This window comes from Marivirga lumbricoides, assembly GCF_014636295.1.
Classification (GTDB): domain Bacteria; phylum Bacteroidota; class Bacteroidia; order Cytophagales; family Cyclobacteriaceae; genus Marivirga; species Marivirga lumbricoides.
Window position 1 is genome coordinate 14,620 of sequence record NZ_BMEC01000009.1, and the last position, 15,351, is coordinate 29,970.

The 15,351-nt window shown below is 38.9% G+C and carries 14 protein-coding genes and 1 riboswitch; of the genes, 7 read left to right on the forward strand and 7 right to left on the reverse strand.

What is annotated here, in order from left to right; genetic code table 11:
- The first annotated feature begins 2 nt into the window (after positions 1-2).
- The 6 genes from IEV85_RS14110 to IEV85_RS14135 all read left to right on the forward strand — a co-directional run bounded on the left by IEV85_RS14110 (position 3) and on the right by IEV85_RS14135 (position 6,603).
- The gene (locus IEV85_RS14110) at positions 3-1,304 is read left to right on the forward strand and encodes a DUF1015 domain-containing protein (protein WP_188464488.1); all 1,302 of its coding nucleotides are present in this window, start codon (positions 3-5) and stop codon (positions 1,302-1,304) included.
- Positions 1,270-1,845, forward strand: a complete 576-nt coding sequence (locus IEV85_RS14115; protein WP_188464490.1) for a Maf family protein — start codon at positions 1,270-1,272, stop codon at positions 1,843-1,845. The genes IEV85_RS14110 and IEV85_RS14115 overlap by 35 nt, the downstream gene beginning before the upstream one ends.
- The gene (locus IEV85_RS14120; RefSeq protein WP_188464492.1) at positions 1,845-2,786 is read left to right on the forward strand and encodes a CPBP family intramembrane glutamic endopeptidase; all 942 of its coding nucleotides are present in this window, start codon (positions 1,845-1,847) and stop codon (positions 2,784-2,786) included. Before IEV85_RS14115 ends, IEV85_RS14120 begins: the two co-directional genes overlap by 1 nt.
- Positions 2,787-3,320: 534 nt before the next feature.
- Positions 3,321-4,829: a glycosyltransferase family 2 protein gene (locus IEV85_RS14125; RefSeq protein ID WP_229712592.1), complete on the forward strand. Its 1,509-nt coding sequence runs from the start codon at positions 3,321-3,323 to the stop codon at positions 4,827-4,829.
- Positions 4,830-5,001: 172 nt separating this feature from the next.
- Positions 5,002-5,655 (forward strand): spheroidene monooxygenase, encoded by a 654-nt coding sequence (locus tag IEV85_RS14130; protein WP_188464866.1) that lies wholly within the window; start codon positions 5,002-5,004, stop codon positions 5,653-5,655.
- Positions 5,656-5,691: 36 nt separating this feature from the next.
- Positions 5,692-6,603, forward strand: a complete 912-nt coding sequence (locus IEV85_RS14135; RefSeq protein ID WP_188464494.1) for a hypothetical protein — start codon at positions 5,692-5,694, stop codon at positions 6,601-6,603.
- A gap of 82 nt (positions 6,604-6,685) precedes the next feature.
- Here IEV85_RS14135 and IEV85_RS14140 read toward each other — a convergent pair whose 3' ends face one another.
- The 5 genes from IEV85_RS14140 to IEV85_RS14160 form a co-directional block, all read right to left on the reverse strand.
- On the reverse strand, positions 6,686-7,345 hold the full coding sequence (locus tag IEV85_RS14140; protein ID WP_188464496.1) for a phosphoadenylyl-sulfate reductase: 660 nt from the start codon (positions 7,343-7,345) through the stop codon (positions 6,686-6,688).
- On the reverse strand, positions 7,345-7,947 hold the full coding sequence (locus tag IEV85_RS14145) for a precorrin-2 dehydrogenase/sirohydrochlorin ferrochelatase family protein (protein ID WP_188464499.1): 603 nt from the start codon (positions 7,945-7,947) through the stop codon (positions 7,345-7,347). The genes IEV85_RS14140 and IEV85_RS14145 overlap by 1 nt, the downstream gene beginning before the upstream one ends.
- On the reverse strand, positions 7,931-8,689 hold the full coding sequence (gene cobA, locus IEV85_RS14150; RefSeq protein WP_188464501.1) for a uroporphyrinogen-III C-methyltransferase: 759 nt from the start codon (positions 8,687-8,689) through the stop codon (positions 7,931-7,933). Before cobA ends, IEV85_RS14145 begins: the two co-directional genes overlap by 17 nt.
- Before the next feature lie 4 nt (positions 8,690-8,693).
- Positions 8,694-10,820: a HEPN domain-containing protein gene (locus tag IEV85_RS14155; RefSeq protein WP_188464503.1), complete on the reverse strand. Its 2,127-nt coding sequence runs from the start codon at positions 10,818-10,820 to the stop codon at positions 8,694-8,696.
- A gap of 153 nt (positions 10,821-10,973) precedes the next feature.
- Positions 10,974-12,146, reverse strand: coding sequence for an O-succinylhomoserine sulfhydrylase (locus IEV85_RS14160; RefSeq protein ID WP_188464505.1), 1,173 nt, complete (start codon positions 12,144-12,146; stop codon positions 10,974-10,976).
- A gap of 306 nt (positions 12,147-12,452) precedes the next feature.
- Positions 12,453-12,566: riboswitch (SAM riboswitch) on the reverse strand.
- A gap of 348 nt (positions 12,567-12,914) precedes the next feature.
- On the opposite strand from IEV85_RS14160, the gene IEV85_RS25220 reads away from it, so the two are divergent.
- A complete protein-coding gene (locus tag IEV85_RS25220) occupies positions 12,915-13,001 on the forward strand; it encodes a type II toxin-antitoxin system HicA family toxin (RefSeq protein WP_188464868.1) in 87 nt (28 codons plus the stop codon).
- Positions 13,002-13,407: 406 nt separating this feature from the next.
- Here IEV85_RS25220 and IEV85_RS14170 read toward each other — a convergent pair whose 3' ends face one another.
- Positions 13,408-14,658, reverse strand: a complete 1,251-nt coding sequence (locus tag IEV85_RS14170; protein WP_188464507.1) for a DUF819 family protein — start codon at positions 14,656-14,658, stop codon at positions 13,408-13,410.
- A complete protein-coding gene (locus IEV85_RS14175) occupies positions 14,655-15,287 on the reverse strand; it encodes an NUDIX hydrolase (RefSeq protein WP_188464509.1) in 633 nt (210 codons plus the stop codon). Before IEV85_RS14175 ends, IEV85_RS14170 begins: the two co-directional genes overlap by 4 nt.
- Positions 15,288-15,351 lie beyond the last annotated feature (64 nt).

The following is a 15,351-nucleotide window of genomic DNA, read 5'->3' on the forward strand; positions in this document are numbered from 1 at the left end:
CTATGGCAGAAATTAAACCAATTAGAGCCTGGCGGTATAATAACGCATTACAATCACAAATAGAGCAACTGACAAGTCCGCTTTTTGATGTAGTATCAGAAAAACAGCGTGAGGCCCTCTACAAGCAGGAACTAAATAGTATTCATCTATCTGTTCCCAAAGGTCCGGATGCCTCAGACCATGCAGCAGAAACACTGGAACGATGGAAGAAAGCAGGCATTGTAAAGCAGGATATGCTTCCCGGTATTTATGTTTACTATCAATATTTTAATCTTCCCGGCTCAGCTAAAGAATTAGTAAGGAAAGGCTTTGTTTGCTTTATAAAAGCCTACGATTGGGAAGAAAAAATGATTCTCAGGCATGAAAATACTACCCCTAAATCAGTTAACGATAGAATAGAGATACTGGAAAAAACCCAACTGAATGTAAGTGCTACTCATGGCTTATATTCAGATCCTGACTTTGAGCTGGAGCAATACATGGATGAAAGCATGCAAAGCCCGCTAAGTGAAATTGAGGATTATCAGGGTGTAAGAGAAGTGATCAGCGTAATACATGATGCCAGGGTAATTAAGAAATTTATTGAAAAAATCGCACCTCAAAAGATCATTTTGGCGGATGGCCACCACAGGTATGAAGGCTCCATGCTTTACAGAAAGAAAATGATGGAACAAAATCCGAATCATACTGGTAAGGAAGCCTATAATTATCATATGATGTACCTCACCAATGGTGATTCTGATGATTTACGGATACTACCCACTCATCGATTAATACATAACATCCCCTCGTTTTCTGAAGAAGCCATTATGGAAGCCCTCCGGGAGGATTTCATTATAAAACCTATAGAAAACTCCTCGGAGATAAATGAGATTATTTTAGGTAAGCGATGGGCTTTTGGCCTGATTTTCAAAGAAAACACTTACAAAATAAGATTAAAACCTGATAAAATTGATACAATGAAATGGCCATTTCCGGATGTTGTGAAACATCTGGATCTTACTGTTTTACATTATTTCTTTATAGAGAAGATTTTGGGCGTAAAAGGAAAAGACCAACGAAGCTCAGAATACATCAGTTTCGAAAGAAATTTCCCCAACTGTCTCACTAAAGTAATGAGGGAAGAAGCACAATGTGCACTTATTACCAAAGAAATTAGCATGGAACAGGTGTATCAGGTTTGCAAAAGTGGTTATACAATGCCGCAAAAATCGACTTACTTTTACCCAAAAACAATTTGTGGTTTTTTATTTAGCTCTATTAAAGAAGATGAATTTAGCTTACCCCCTTATTTTAGGCTCTAAATCTCCGCGGAGAAAAGAAATTCTTGAAAAAGCAGGATTTCAATTTACTGCCGAAGCGAAGGACACGGAAGAAACGTATCCTTCTGATTTACCATTGAAGGAAGTTGCTGCTTTTTTAGCTGAAAAAAAAGCAAAGGCATTTTTAGCTGATAAAAAGTATGCTGATAAAATAATTCTAACTGCTGACACTACTGTTTTAATAGATAACCAATTATTGGAAAAACCTCAGGATGCTATTGAAGCGTTTGCCATGCTTAAAAAATTGAGCGGAAGAAAACATCAGGTGGTTTCCGGATTTTGCCTGCTTCATAAGGGCGAAATCATTAAGTTTTCTGATGAAACCATTGTCCATTTTAGCACTATGGAAGATGAGATCATTCATGAATATATCAAAAATCATCAGCCCTTTGATAAAGCCGGTGCTTATGGCATTCAGGAAGGAATAGGCTTAACACATATTGATAAGCTGGAAGGATCCTATTTCACGGTGATGGGCCTACCTATTCATTTAGTTTACAAAGCATTGAGAGCACTAAAATAATGCGGGCTATCTGGAAATACTTTAAAGATTTTCACAAGGAGGTTAAACACCCTCCCGGTCTTTATATTTCTATTGCTTTATTTATTGCAATTATTACTACGCTTAATTATTCGCTACTGAATATTAGGTTTGAAAAATGGATAGATAACCTGAAGCCTGATGCACTACCTTATCTTGCTCATTTCGTGCTGTTCAGTTTCATCTATTTTTTTATTGTATTTCTTTGCTACAGGTATAAAACTATCCCCAATCTATTCAGAAACAGGGCTTTTATGTTAAAGAGTTTTTTCATGTTGCTAATACTTAGCATTGATGTAAGCTTTCATTTTCACAAAGTTCTGGTACAGGAATTTTTTAAATACCAAGACAGACTATTTCTTTATAAAGTAACGGCTCAGGTCACGAGTATAATCGTGGTTTTAATTCCGCTCCTCATATACTATAAAAAATATGAAGAGAGCAATGATAACTTCTACGGATTGAAAGCTTCAGCTAAGAAAATAGGCCAGTATGTCCCCCTTATTTTATTAATGATTCCTTTAATTGCAGCAGCCTCATTTGAAGAAAGCTTCAGGAATTTTTATCCTCGTTTTTTACCCTCAGCTCAGTTTATGGATTGGTCAGTGGAAGTAAGAGCAGTAGTTTTTGAAATTTTCTATGCCTGGGATTTCCTGACAACTGAATTTCTTTTCAGAGGGTTTATGGTATTGGCTTTTACTGCTTTTTTAGGTCCGAGAGCTATTTTACCAATGGTAGGCCTGTATGTTGCATTGCATTATGGCAAACCTTTAGGCGAAACCATCGGTTCATTTTTTGGCGGCTACATATTAGGCGTACTGGCATACCAAAGCAGAAATATTTGGGGAGGCATTTTAGCTCATATGGGAGTAGCCTTATTAATGGAGTTGGCAGCCTGGCTTCAGAAAACACTTAACCCTTAATCATACGCCTGACTTGCTTTGTTGATAAGTGTGTTAAAAGCACACTACAACAAGTGTAGGATTAAACCACACATTGAAGGATTGCACCACATCACACCCACATGGCGAGTAAGGGACACCTACACTTTCCTGTAAAGAATTAAATAAAACCAAAATTTTTGACAATCACTCACTTAAATTATTAATTCCCAGCATTTTATCCACTAATCACCTCATCTTTTCTGCTTATCTCTCCATAAAATAGCCTTCTTTTTAAAAACTCGCTTTTTTAAGCTAAGTACTCTTTTTCAACTATTCAAAAAAACATAAAAACAGAGTAAACAATTGACTATCAACTTAATAAAAAACATTAGTAATCAGATTTAAAGCCATTCCCTTCGCCTAATTTTAAAAACAGGTCTTCAATTAATAATTAGCCCGTTTCTCTCTCAATTCAGCCCCTCCACCCCATGGCATCAAACTTGACTATTCTTCCATAATTATATGAGTTAATATCTGATTTTCATTTTTACAAGCACTAGCTATATATACATTATGGGAGTTTCAAAAAAACTAAACGACAATAAATACAAAGAACCTTCAGTCACAAGTAAAAAAACTATGGAGGTAAGTAAAAAGACTGTACCTCTTTACAGCGTTCTTTTTCCTTATTATAGCAAATTCTTTCATTCTGCCAATGAAGAAAGTAAAGCAGCAAGCAGCACTAAGATCACCTTAAATCCAATAGATTACCTGGTGTTCATAGGAACCGCTTTGATTCTGGGAGGAGCTACTTTTTTAGTTTACTGGTTACAACCTCATTTTGAAGCACTACACTTAAGCAGAATGAATTCAACATGGGGGATTGTATTTTTAACCATTACGGCTTCATTACTCATTTTCAAAGTAGGCTTTCTACTTTACATCTTCATCCTAAATTTAAGGTATAAACCCATTAAATCAGTATCAGATACTGAGTTACCAACTTGTACCGTAATTGTACCAGCCTATAACGAAGGCAAACAGGTATGGGAAACATTAAAGAGCCTGGCAAACAGCAATTATCCTGAGCAAAAGCTGCAATTACTTGCTATAGATGACGGCAGTAAAGATGACACATGGGAGTGGATGCAGAAAGCCAAAGAAGAGTTAGGTGAAAGACTATCAATATACCAGCAGCCACAGAATAAAGGCAAAAGGCATGCACTTTACCGTGGCTTTAAGTTAGCAACCGGAGATGTTTTTGTTACTGTGGATAGCGACTCAATTGTTGAAGTAGATACTTTACGTAATCTTGTTTCACCTTTTATTACCAACAAAGAATGTGGTGCTGTTGCCGGTAATGTTAGAGTTTTAAATAACAAGAAAGCAATTATCCCTAGAATGCTTAACGTGAGTTTCGCCTTTAGTTTTGAATTCATAAGATCAGCACAGAGCAAAATGGGTTCTGTACTTTGTACCCCAGGTGCACTTGCCGCCTATAAGAAAGACGCGGTTCTGAACTGTTTATCGGATTGGATGAATCAGACTTTTATGGGCCAGCCTACTGATATAGGTGAAGACAGAGCTATGACAAATATGATTCTGAAACAAGGGTATCATGTTCTTTTCCAAAGAAATGCGACTGTACTTACAAACATTCCTGAGAAGTATAAAAATCTTTACAAGATGTTTATCCGATGGGAAAGAAGTAACGTGCGTGAAAACATAATGATGAGCAAATTTGCTTTCAAGAATTTTCGTGAAGGATCAAAATTAGGTCCGAGGATTTTGCTTGCTAACCAATGGTTGAAAGTAATTGCAGCGTATCCGTTTTTAATTTTAATGCTGGTTTTTATAATGACTCAGCCACTATTGTTCTTAAGCTCAACGCTTTTCAGTATTCTGATTTTCTCAAGTATTCCGGCCTTCTTCTATGCCAGAAAATATGACAAAGCAGAATCATTATGGGCTTATTCTTATAGCATATTTTACACATTCAGCTTATTCTGGATTACACCTTATGCCATTGCCACAGCCAACAAAAGAGGATGGCTAACCCGAGGTTTACCACAGAAAAAGTAATAAAGACAATACCCAAAACCAATCACTAACTATTAAACCAGGAAAGGGAGCTTCACATGAAGTCTCCTTTTTTTTTGAATTCACTTTACCGATCACTCCCATCTCATGGTATATTATCTTTTTTACGAAACTCTGCCCCTACTATTCAGTTATTTGAATGACACTCACTCTTATGGTTACACTCTCAATAGTTAGTTATTCTAAAAATAAATGGTGGGCTTTTAAGCAAATGCAACTTTTGCCACCTGAATTAGCAAAAATTACAGGATGTGAATTTGTAAAAGTTTTAGGCACGGGAAGTGGATTTGGTTTTAGTCTGTGGCCGGATTTCAATACTTATGCACTACTGCTGAAATGGAAGGATGAGGAAGCCACAGAAAATTTTTTCGGCTCATCAAAAATATTTTCTCAAGTACATTCCCGGTCTGAGTCTGTGGAGACGTATTACCTGCAATCCTTAGGTGCTCATGGAAGCTGGTATGGCAAAAATCCTTTTCCTGAAAAAGGGAAATATACCGGAGGCGAAATTGCTGTGATTACTCGGGCAAGAATTAATATTAATAAGCTTCCACGTTTTTGGCAATTTGTGCCAAAGGCCAGTAAATCTATTCAGAATGCAAATGGCTTAATTTATACTAAAGGAATTGGCGAGTGGCCACTTATTGAACAAGCGACTTTTAGTATTTGGGAAAATGAGCAAGCGATGAAAAATTATGCTTATGCTGATATACATAAAGAAATCATTGGTAAAGTGAAGAAAGAAAATTGGTATAAGGAAGAATTATTCAGCAGGTTTAATGTGATTAAGCGTCTGAGTCATTCCTGAAACAAAACAGTAGCTGTGCTTAATCGTTTTTAGAGTATGAAAAAAATATTCCTCATAGCGCCAGCCATTTTAATTATATTTCAAAGCTGTTCTCAAAAGAATAAGGAAGAAAAACTACAGTCAGATACTACTATTCAGCTCTCCAAGAACTTTGGAGACTATTGGTACCAGGGAAAGGCTGAATTAACTTCTTATAATTTGGAGCAGGTACGTTATGGAGAAAAAAGAGAAGGTCATGCCGTGCTGATTTTTGTTACAGAAGACTTTTCCAGGAGCAAACAGGTAAAACTTGATGCCCCCCAGACAACAGGAGATGATGCTCAAAAAGTGCTTAAACTTAACTTTACTAAGAAATTCAACACAGGGATTTATCCTTATTCTATTATGACTTCAGTATTTTCGCCAGTCTACTCCGAAAAAGATTTACACGCTGTGAAAGTTTCTACCAGCGTACAAGAGTGGTGCGGGCATGTATTCATGCAGTTGAATAAGGAGCCAGACCAATATAAAACATTCATTCGGTCGTATTTTGAAAGTGAAGGTGATCAGGAAATCAGACTTGAGAAAACCTGGTTGGAAGATGAGCTATGGAATTTAATAAGACTAGATTCTGATGCTATCCCAACAGGAAAAATTCAGATAATCCCTTCTACGCAGTTTATCAGGCTTAAACATGTTGAAGCGAAAAGTTATAGTGCTGCTATTGAAAAGTCCAAAGAAGGAAATAACTCAGTCATAACCCTTAATGTGCATGAATTAAGGCGAACTTTAAAAATATATTATAATACTAAAGCTCCTTTTACTATTGAAAAGTGGGAAGAGACCTACCCTGAAGGAGGTGAAATGATGACTACTACCGGTACATTGAAAAAGCGTATTATGCTGGATTATTGGAATAGAAATGGTGTAGAAGATAGTGTTTATAGGAAAGAGTTGGGGTTGGAGTAATCAAAATAAATGCTTAACACATCTTTTTTCAGCCTTTTGGTGGTACGTGAGGCACGTACCAAGGCATATTTATAAATAAGTTCTACAAATGAATGCCACATTCAACCTTTGCACTGCCTGCCCAGCGACCTTCCCTACCGCTACCTTTAACAGTACAATGGGTACAACCAATAGAGCTGTAACCTTTGGCCACCAATTCATGACTAGGTAATTGATGAATGAAAAAGTAAGTATGCACCTCTTCGGGAGTCATATCCAAAAGAGGATATACTTTTAGAATATCTTGTTTCCGATCAAAAAAAGCAAGCTGCTTCCGGTTCTCATTCTGATACTTGAATAAGCCGGAAAGCCATACTTTATGTTGAGCCTTTAATGCCGCCAATGGTTCTACTTTATTAATAAAACAGCATAGATCCTGATTATGCTGGTAGGTAAAGTTGTGCCGTGTAAAACGATGCTTATTTTTCGGAGCAGCAATTATTTTAACATTTAAATTAAGCTGTTGCTCCAGTTTATTTTTATAGTCTAAAGTTTCCTTAAAATGATAACCAGTGTCCAAAAAATAGATAGGGTGGTCAGGACTGATTTTATGGATCAAGTGCAGCAATAGCGCAGAGGAACTGCCAAAAGAGGAAGTCATCAATATTTCCTCCTCAGCATAATGATCAAAAATCCATTTCACCCTTTCTTCTATGGTATAGCTTTTAAAGTCAGGCCATGATGAACCACTATAATTCCCCATTAGTTTTTATTTTTTTCATGCACAAAAGAGGCAGTAATCTTATTTAGCGCCTCTATTTTCTTTTCAAAGTCACCTTTCAGGGCCTTTCGGATTTCAGCCAGGTTCTGTAAAACATCATCTGTATGATCAGGTAAAACCTCTTCCAGAATGGCTCTTAGCCTTTTGGCAAATGTGGGTGACTTCCCATTAGTAGAAATCCCAATCTTCAGGTTGCCTTTCTTTACAGTGCTACCTAAATAGAAATCGCACAATTCAGGTGTATCAGCCACATTTACTAAAATACCTGCTGCTTTAGCATCCGAATACACCTGCTTATTTACTTCATAAAAATTGGTAGCGCCAATCACCAAATTGATTCCCGCCAAATCTGATTCATCATATGCTTTAGTCACCAACTCAATGCCAGAATGGGTCGCAGCAATATCCCGGATTTCCTGCCTAATTTCAGGAGCCACAATTTTTACGCTTGCGTCATCATCATTTTTTAATAGTGCTCCCAGTTTTTCCAAGCCAACATAGCCTGCTCCTACAATTAAAGTTTGTATTTTATCCAGCTTCAGAAAAACCGGAAACAAGTGATTCTCTTCAGACCTGTTTAACATAATGAGGTATATTTTTAATGGTAGCTAAATAATTCTCTTCACCAATGGATTCGCCTACCAAAATTATTCCCGGTGAGGCTACAGTATTTTCTCTAATGGTTTCCTCTAACTGTCCTACAGTAGTTCTGTAAATTTGTGCATTTTCTAAAGAGCCGTTGGATACAATAGCAGCTGGCAACCAGTCTTTTCCTTGCTGCTCATAGGCTCTGCTGATGGCTCCGGCTTTCCTTAAACCCATTAAGAAAACAGCGGTTGATGTACTTTGTGCCACCAACTCCACATCACCGGAAAGCTCCCCACTTTTGGTAGTAGCAGTTACCACCCAAAAGCTTTCGTTGATGCCTCTGGTAGTTAGCGGCAATCCATAAAGCCCTGCCAGGTTAATGCTTGAAATGCCCGGCACCACTTGCGAAGGAATCCCAAAACTTTCCGCATGGTCTATTTCTTCCTTTCCCCTGGCGAAAATAAAAGGATCGCCACCTTTCAAGCGTACTACATGGCCATGGCTAAAAGCATATTGAATGATGAGTGCATTAATTTCCTCCTGCTTATAGCTATGCTTACCTGCCCGTTTTCCAACATGAATTTTGAGCGCTCCAGATGGCGCATAATCCAAAAGATCGGGATGCACCAGCGCATCATACAGTACAACATCTGCCTGCGCTAATGTTTTAATTCCTTTGACACTGATCAGATCAGGATCCCCAGGACCTGCTCCTACTAAACTTAATTTCTTTTCCATGATTTTATGCTTTATAAAAATGAGTTATTACACTTTTTTCAGTGGGCTTAATCCCTCTGATACTCTTGGCTTTATCTAAAAACTGATGTGCAGTTTTAAGGTAGTGTCCGGCAAATTCTTCAGAAGGCTTTTGCTCTTTAATTTGGTACACCAAATCTGAAAAGGTGCTTTCCAATGTTACCTTACCGGTTTCAACAAAATGCTTGTCGAAATCTTCAATAATAGCCACTTGCGTATTACACTGAATATCCTCAGCCAGCAACAATGCTTTTGCCGTGCTCACAAGCACATTGTATGAGTTGTAAATAGCATGTTCCAGCCGATTTTCACTCAAATGCTCATAGGCGTTATTCAGTTTTTCTTCTGCTTCATTAAAGATGGTGCTTATTAAATCGAAGCTTACTCCGGCACATTCACCTACTCCAATTTCAGGAATATACTCTTCTTTATGGTTCCAGTCGATGTATTCAGAACCCTCGATCTCTGACAGGTCACCTAAATGCTTTAACAAATCATAGAAATACTTTTTGCCCTGCTCTCTGAAATAATCCGGGTAAAATGTGCCCGCTGCATTGGTTTCATAATCGTTTAGCAATACTCTGAAAGCTTCAGGAATACGTTTAGTAGGCAATTTGATTACTTTTTCAGCCGCCAAACCAGTACCATCAGCTCGAAGGCCTCCTCCTAAAACCACTTGCATGGCAGGCACAACCTTTCCGTCATTTTTAATAGAACTACCGTGTAAACCAATTCCGGCAATCATATGCTGACCGCAAGCATTCATACAACCACTTATTTTGGTACTGAGCAGCTTACTATTCGCTAATTGTGGATATTCTTCCAGTAAAAAGTTTTCCAGCACTGTTGCTAATGCCGTACTGTTGGTCACACCCAAATTACAGGTATCTGTTCCCGGGCAGGCCGTGATGTCTGCAAAACTTTCTGCTCCGGACTGGTTAAGCCCCAGTTCTCCTAACTTTTCAAATAAAATCGGTAAAGCATCTTTTTGCACAAAGCGAATTACTAAACCCTGGTACACACTGATTACTAAATCTCCGCCAACAAATTTATCGATGGTTTCAGCCAGCTTGATGGCCGTTTTATGATCTATATTTCCTAATGGAGCTTTTACCAGCACTCCATAATAGCCTTCCTGCTTTTGTTCAAAGACATTGGAGTCCAGCCATTTTTGATAGCCCCATTGATCACCTGGCGCATAATTTTTGATTACAGTTTGAGGTATCGCTGTTTTTAAAGTTGTTTCATTCAACTCTAAAGGTTTATGGTGCAATACTTTCTCCTCTTCCTCCAGCAGCCTTCTAAATTCTTCCAGTCCTATGTTCTTGATCAGGAATTTCAAACGGGCTTTCATCCGTTTTTCACGTTCACCATATCTGTCAAAAACGCGTAAAGCGGCTTCCAGAAAGTTAATCAGCCTGCTTTCGGACAGAAAATCAAAGAATTCCTGTGCAAGAATAGTTTGAGCACCTAAGCCTCCGCCCACTAAAACCCTGAAACCTTTCTCTTCCCCTTGCTCTGTTTTCCTGAGGATGGGAATAAATCCAAAGTCGTGGATAAAAGCGAAGGCAGTATCTTTCTCACTGGAGGAAAAAGCAATTTTGATCTTTCGCCCCATTTCCTGGCAGATGGGATTGCGGAGAAAAAACCGGAAAACAGCATCCAAATAGGGCGTTACATCGAAAGGTTCATGGGGATCAATCCCTGCTTTATGGCTGGCAGTAATATTTCTCACTGTATTACCGCAAGCCTCCCTTGCTGTTAAACCTGATTCCTCTAAAGCAGTCCAGATAGCTGGTGAATCATCCAGCTTTACGTGGTGCAATTGAATGTTTTGCCTGGTGGTGAGGTGCAAATTTCCGGTAGCATATTTTTCCGAAAGTGCAGCTACCGTTCGCAGTTGGTCTGTGGTAATTCTGCCTGCAGGAATTTTCAACCTGAACATCTGCACGCCTTGCTGTCTTTGGCCGTACACTCCGCGGGTTAAGCGATAGGCTTTAAATTTCTCTTCTGCTATCTGCCCACTTCGGAACAATTCAATCTTATGCTGCAGCTCTGCTATATCTTTTTTAGCTGCCTTACTGATGTTTAAATCTTCTGTTAATTGTGTCATTATTTTAAAGTTTTTGGTTAAAAAAAATGCCTCTTACGGAATGGCGGATTCTGCAAGAGGCACTATAGTTTGGGTATAGTAATATCACGCAGCGTCCGGTGGGGCCTTACAACAAATCATACAATAGCACATATTTTCTATATGAATTCTCATTTATTTCGAGGTTTTTAAAGCTTGTTCTAAATCTTCAATAATATCATTTACGTTCTCCAATCCGACTGAAAGCCTGATTAATCCATCATCAATACCTACCCTTTTTCTTTCCTCAGCACTCAGCTTGCTGTGTGTAGTAGTAGCCGGGTGGGTTACTATTGAGCGTGTGTCTCCCAGGTTAGAAGTTACAGACAAAGTATTGAGCTGATTGATAAATTTGCTTGACCTCTCTGCTCCCCCTTTTACCGTAAAAGTGAGAATCCCTCCTCCCAATTTCATTTGCTTTTTAGCCAGGTCATGCTGCGGATGAGATTTCAGGAAAGGATATTTTACACTTTCCAATTCTGCATGATCTTCCAGATACTCAGCAATTTTCAAAGCATTTTCGCAGTGCTTATCCATCCGAAGAGCCAGTGTTTCTAAACTTTTAGATAAGATCCATGCATTAAAAGGCGAAATAGCAGGACCTGTATGTCGGCTAAAAAAGCGAACATCTTTAATCAGCTCTTTTGTACCCATGATCAATCCGCCCAGCACCCTTCCTTGTCCATCAATAAATTTGGTAGCACTATGAGTTACGATATGGGCTCCCCATTTGGCCGGTTGTTGCAAATAAGGAGTAGCAAAGCAATTGTCCACTACTAAAATGAGGTTATGAGCTTTTGCCAATTGTCCCAGCCATTCCAAATCAATAATTTCCAAGCCAGGATTTGAGGGAGTTTCCACAAAAATCATTTTCGTTTCCGGCTTAATCAGGCTTTCCCATTCATGGGTTCTGTTAATATCAGCATACGTATGTGTGATGCCCCATCTCGGAAAAATTTGAGTCAGCAACTGGTGTGTGGAACCAAATAAAGAGCGGGCTGCCAGAATATGATCACCTTGTTGTAAAAGTGCGGCCATGCTACCAAACATTGCTGCCATTCCTGTTGCTGTTGCAATGCCATCTTCCACACCTTCAAGTACTGCAATTTTATCAATTAGCTCTGTACTGTTGGGATTAGAAAAGCGAGAGTAAATATTACCTTCTTCCTCATCGTTGAATAAAGCTTTCGCTTGTTCTGCATTTTCAAAAGTGAAAGAGGAAGTAAGGTAAAGAGGAACGGAATGCTCTCTGTTACCGCTTTTAGCAGCTTGTGTTCTAATGGCTTGTGTTTCGAAATGTTGCGACATATTGTTTAGATATTCTTTCTCTGTTGGTGAAATCTCCTTTTTCAAAAGATTTCAGGAAATATTAAATTGATTTGTTGAGAGATTCCCTGTTAAGCAAATGAAATTGCTTTTGTCATTGGCATGCTAAGGAATAGCCGCTATGATATAACAGTGAATGATTTGGTGAAAATCAACAACAGCAAATGCAACAACAAAGTGTGTTGGCATTGTATTGAGATTGATTTAATGGAATTGATACAAAAAGAAAGGAATTTTCTGATTGTTGTACTTCTCGGGTGTAATTGAATTGTTTTTTCATTGCTTTACCGTTTATATGTCCCTTCGTTGGGCAGGAATTGGCACCTTTCCGTATGCTGTAAGCATTTTTGGCGGTTGCCAGAGGATCATCGAGCCTGATCTCTTACCTCTTCTGTATAAATCGGATACTTCCGATATGATTTTTCAAATATAGAAACTTGAATTTGACTTATCCAAATTTGGAAGGGAATATTTTATGAAAAGACTTAAAACATTGTATATATTGACTTTTAACTACTTTGGAGGCAGTCTTTTTTAGTTACCTTTTCTTCCCTTTCTTTTTGCTTGAACAAAAAGAAACAAAGCCGTAGGCATCCCTATGAGAAAATTCAAGAAAATCCGCCAGCTGGCGGACCACCCGCACCCTCCGTCTGGCCCGCATTTTTGCCCTCCTCCCCGCGCCCTTCGATCAAAATTTTACTTCGCTCTATAACTTTGAATTTGACTGATATTAATCCCTGGTAATCCCAATTGAAAAGAGCTATCGTTCCATTTCATAATAAAGATTTACCAATAGGAACCTTAAATGCTATTTTAAAGCAGGCAGGATTGAAATAGAAAATTCAAATTCAAGTATAAAACCTCAAAAATGGCAATTTCACTGAGGATAGAGGTGTGTTTTTTATATCAAGAGTTTTTAAACCAAATTTTATTCCTAATCCTTTGTCTACTATATAACAAGACTTGATTTCCTTCAATGGAAAACTATTCTATCTCGAAAAACACCCTTGTAGTCCCCTCCAGGGGACAGCCACACGGCTTAAGATCAGCAGAACTAAAAGCATCAACACTATTTTCTATCGTAAGAAAAGTTTTGTTATCTCAATTGAGGTTCAGTTCAAAGGACTGCGATGACTTGATACAAAAGGTGCAATGCCAAAGGCATCCCTTTGAGGAAAATCAAGACAAAAAGATGTCAGCCAGAGGCTGACTAGCCTTTGGCTGGAGTCATCAAAACTCAACCTCAACCTCCGGCAGCGATTTGCATTAATAATCCGCAGATGTATGCCGCATAAGTTCCTAAAGCATAGCCTAAAACAGCAAGCAACACTCCCACAGGAGCGAGACTAGGATGAAATGCTCCGGCTACGATAGGTGCAGATGCCGCTCCGCCCACATTGGCCTGACTGCCCACTGCTACAAAAAAGTAAGGGGCACGGATGATTTTTGCCACTATCAGCAACAAAATGATATGGACGCTCATCCAAACCAGACCTACTACAAAAAAACCGGGATTATCAAAGATGGCTGTTACATCCATCATCATACCGATGGTGGCTACCAATACATATATCATCACACTTCCCAAACGTGAAGCGCCAACACCTTCCAGCTTTCGGGCCTTGGTAAATGACAAGCCCAAACCTATGGTGGTAGCTATCACTACCAGCCAGAAGAAGGAGGAAGTTAAACTGAATTTATCGAGTTGAGGTGCAACCTCTGCTATCCATGGAGCTATTAAATCAGCTCCGAAATGCGCAATTCCAGTAGCACCAAAGCCGATCGCTAATACCGTCATCACTTCCGGCAAAGTAGGAATTTTCATGATGGAAGCCTGGTATTTTGTAATCCTGTCTTTAACTTCTTCAATGGAGGAAGCATCCGCTTTTAACTTGCTATCCAACTTTTTGGAAATGCCCACGCCATACAGCAAAAATGCCATCCAGATATTGGCTACAATCACATCTACGGTAATCATAGTAGCGAAAAGATCTTCGCTGGCACCAAATGTTTCAAACATGGCTGCCTGGTTGGCACCTCCACCAATCCAGCTGCCTGCAATGGTGGCCATCCCTCTCCATACAGCATCCGGGCCTACTCCGCCCACCACTTCTGGTGCAAATGCCGACACAATCAGAATAGAAAGCGGCCCTCCTATTACAATTCCTGCGGTACCCGTTAAAAACATCACCACTGCTTTAGTTCCGAGTCGGGCAATTCCTTTTAAATCGATACTTAAAGTGAGCAACACCAACGCAGCAGGAAGCAAATAGCGGGAGGCCATAAAATACAGGTTAGATTCATCTCCTGAAATGATACCGAAAGTATTCAGAATGGAGGGAAGAAAATAACATAGTAGCACTGAAGGAATGAAGCGATAGAATTTTTGCCAGCCCGGTTTTTTACTTGAAGCAGTAATAAACACAAAGGCTAAAATCATCATTAATAAACCCAGCACTACGGCATCATTGGTAATTAAAGGGGTATGCTTCATTCCTTAAATTCTTTTAATATGGTTATAAATTCGCTTAAAATCATTGCGGTTGCACCCCATACCACTTTGTTTTCGATATCGAAATAAGGCGCTTTTAAGTTAATGCCTTCGCCAACGGTAAGTTCTGTTACTTTAAGGGTGTCAGAATGCATAATGTGGTTTATATCGGTAGAGAATATATGTGCTACTTCATAAGGATCTCGCACAAACACCGGCTTTTTCTCCAGGAAACTAATAACAGGCTTTACTACAAAATTGCTGGCAGTGATATTAAGATCAGTCAAGGAACCAATTACCTGGCTGTCTTTTAATGTTACACCAATTTCCTCTTGGGTTTCCCTGATAGCTGTTTCTATTAAAGAAGTATCTTCTTCATCTTTCTTACCTCCGGGAAGGCTTACCTGTCCGCCATGTACACCTTTATAATCGTGCCGCTGTGTTAAAGGAAAATAAATTTTACCCTCCTCACCGGGATACAACATAATCATTACTGCACCATTTCTGGGCGGTTCATTGTATTTCATCCTGAATTGAGGACCTAATTGTTTGGCCATCATTTTCTGATGTGATACCTGACCGGGAAGCGGCTTTTTTAATCTTTCTTCCAGAAAAGTGATAATATTTTGCATTAACTATTAAGTATTTATTCGATATGCATCTTAACACATTCCATGTCAATTTGCTAAAAACACC

Bases quoted from the DNA above. Each gene is read 5' to 3' on its own strand.
- IEV85_RS14155 (WP_188464503.1), bottom strand. From the start codon at position 10,820: ATGACACAATTAACAGAAGATTTAAACATCAGTAAGGCAGCTAAAAAA.
- IEV85_RS14110 (WP_188464488.1), top strand. From the start codon at position 3: ATGGCAGAAATTAAACCAATTAGAGCCTGGCGGTATAATAACGCATTA.
- IEV85_RS14115 (WP_188464490.1), top strand. From the start codon at position 1,270: ATGAATTTAGCTTACCCCCTTATTTTAGGCTCTAAATCTCCGCGGAGA.
- IEV85_RS14120 (WP_188464492.1), top strand. From the start codon at position 1,845: ATGCGGGCTATCTGGAAATACTTTAAAGATTTTCACAAGGAGGTTAAA.
- IEV85_RS14130 (WP_188464866.1), top strand. From the start codon at position 5,002: ATGGTTACACTCTCAATAGTTAGTTATTCTAAAAATAAATGGTGGGCT.
- IEV85_RS14160 (WP_188464505.1), bottom strand. From the start codon at position 12,146: ATGTCGCAACATTTCGAAACACAAGCCATTAGAACACAAGCTGCTAAA.
- IEV85_RS14135 (WP_188464494.1), top strand. From the start codon at position 5,692: ATGAAAAAAATATTCCTCATAGCGCCAGCCATTTTAATTATATTTCAA.
- IEV85_RS14175 (WP_188464509.1), bottom strand. From the start codon at position 15,287: ATGCAAAATATTATCACTTTTCTGGAAGAAAGATTAAAAAAGCCGCTT.
- cobA (WP_188464501.1), bottom strand. From the start codon at position 8,689: ATGGAAAAGAAATTAAGTTTAGTAGGAGCAGGTCCTGGGGATCCTGAT.
- IEV85_RS14145 (WP_188464499.1), bottom strand. From the start codon at position 7,947: ATGTTAAACAGGTCTGAAGAGAATCACTTGTTTCCGGTTTTTCTGAAG.
- IEV85_RS14125 (WP_229712592.1), top strand. From the start codon at position 3,321: ATGGGAGTTTCAAAAAAACTAAACGACAATAAATACAAAGAACCTTCA.
- IEV85_RS14170 (WP_188464507.1), bottom strand. From the start codon at position 14,658: ATGAAGCATACCCCTTTAATTACCAATGATGCCGTAGTGCTGGGTTTA.
- IEV85_RS14140 (WP_188464496.1), bottom strand. From the start codon at position 7,345: ATGGGGAATTATAGTGGTTCATCATGGCCTGACTTTAAAAGCTATACC.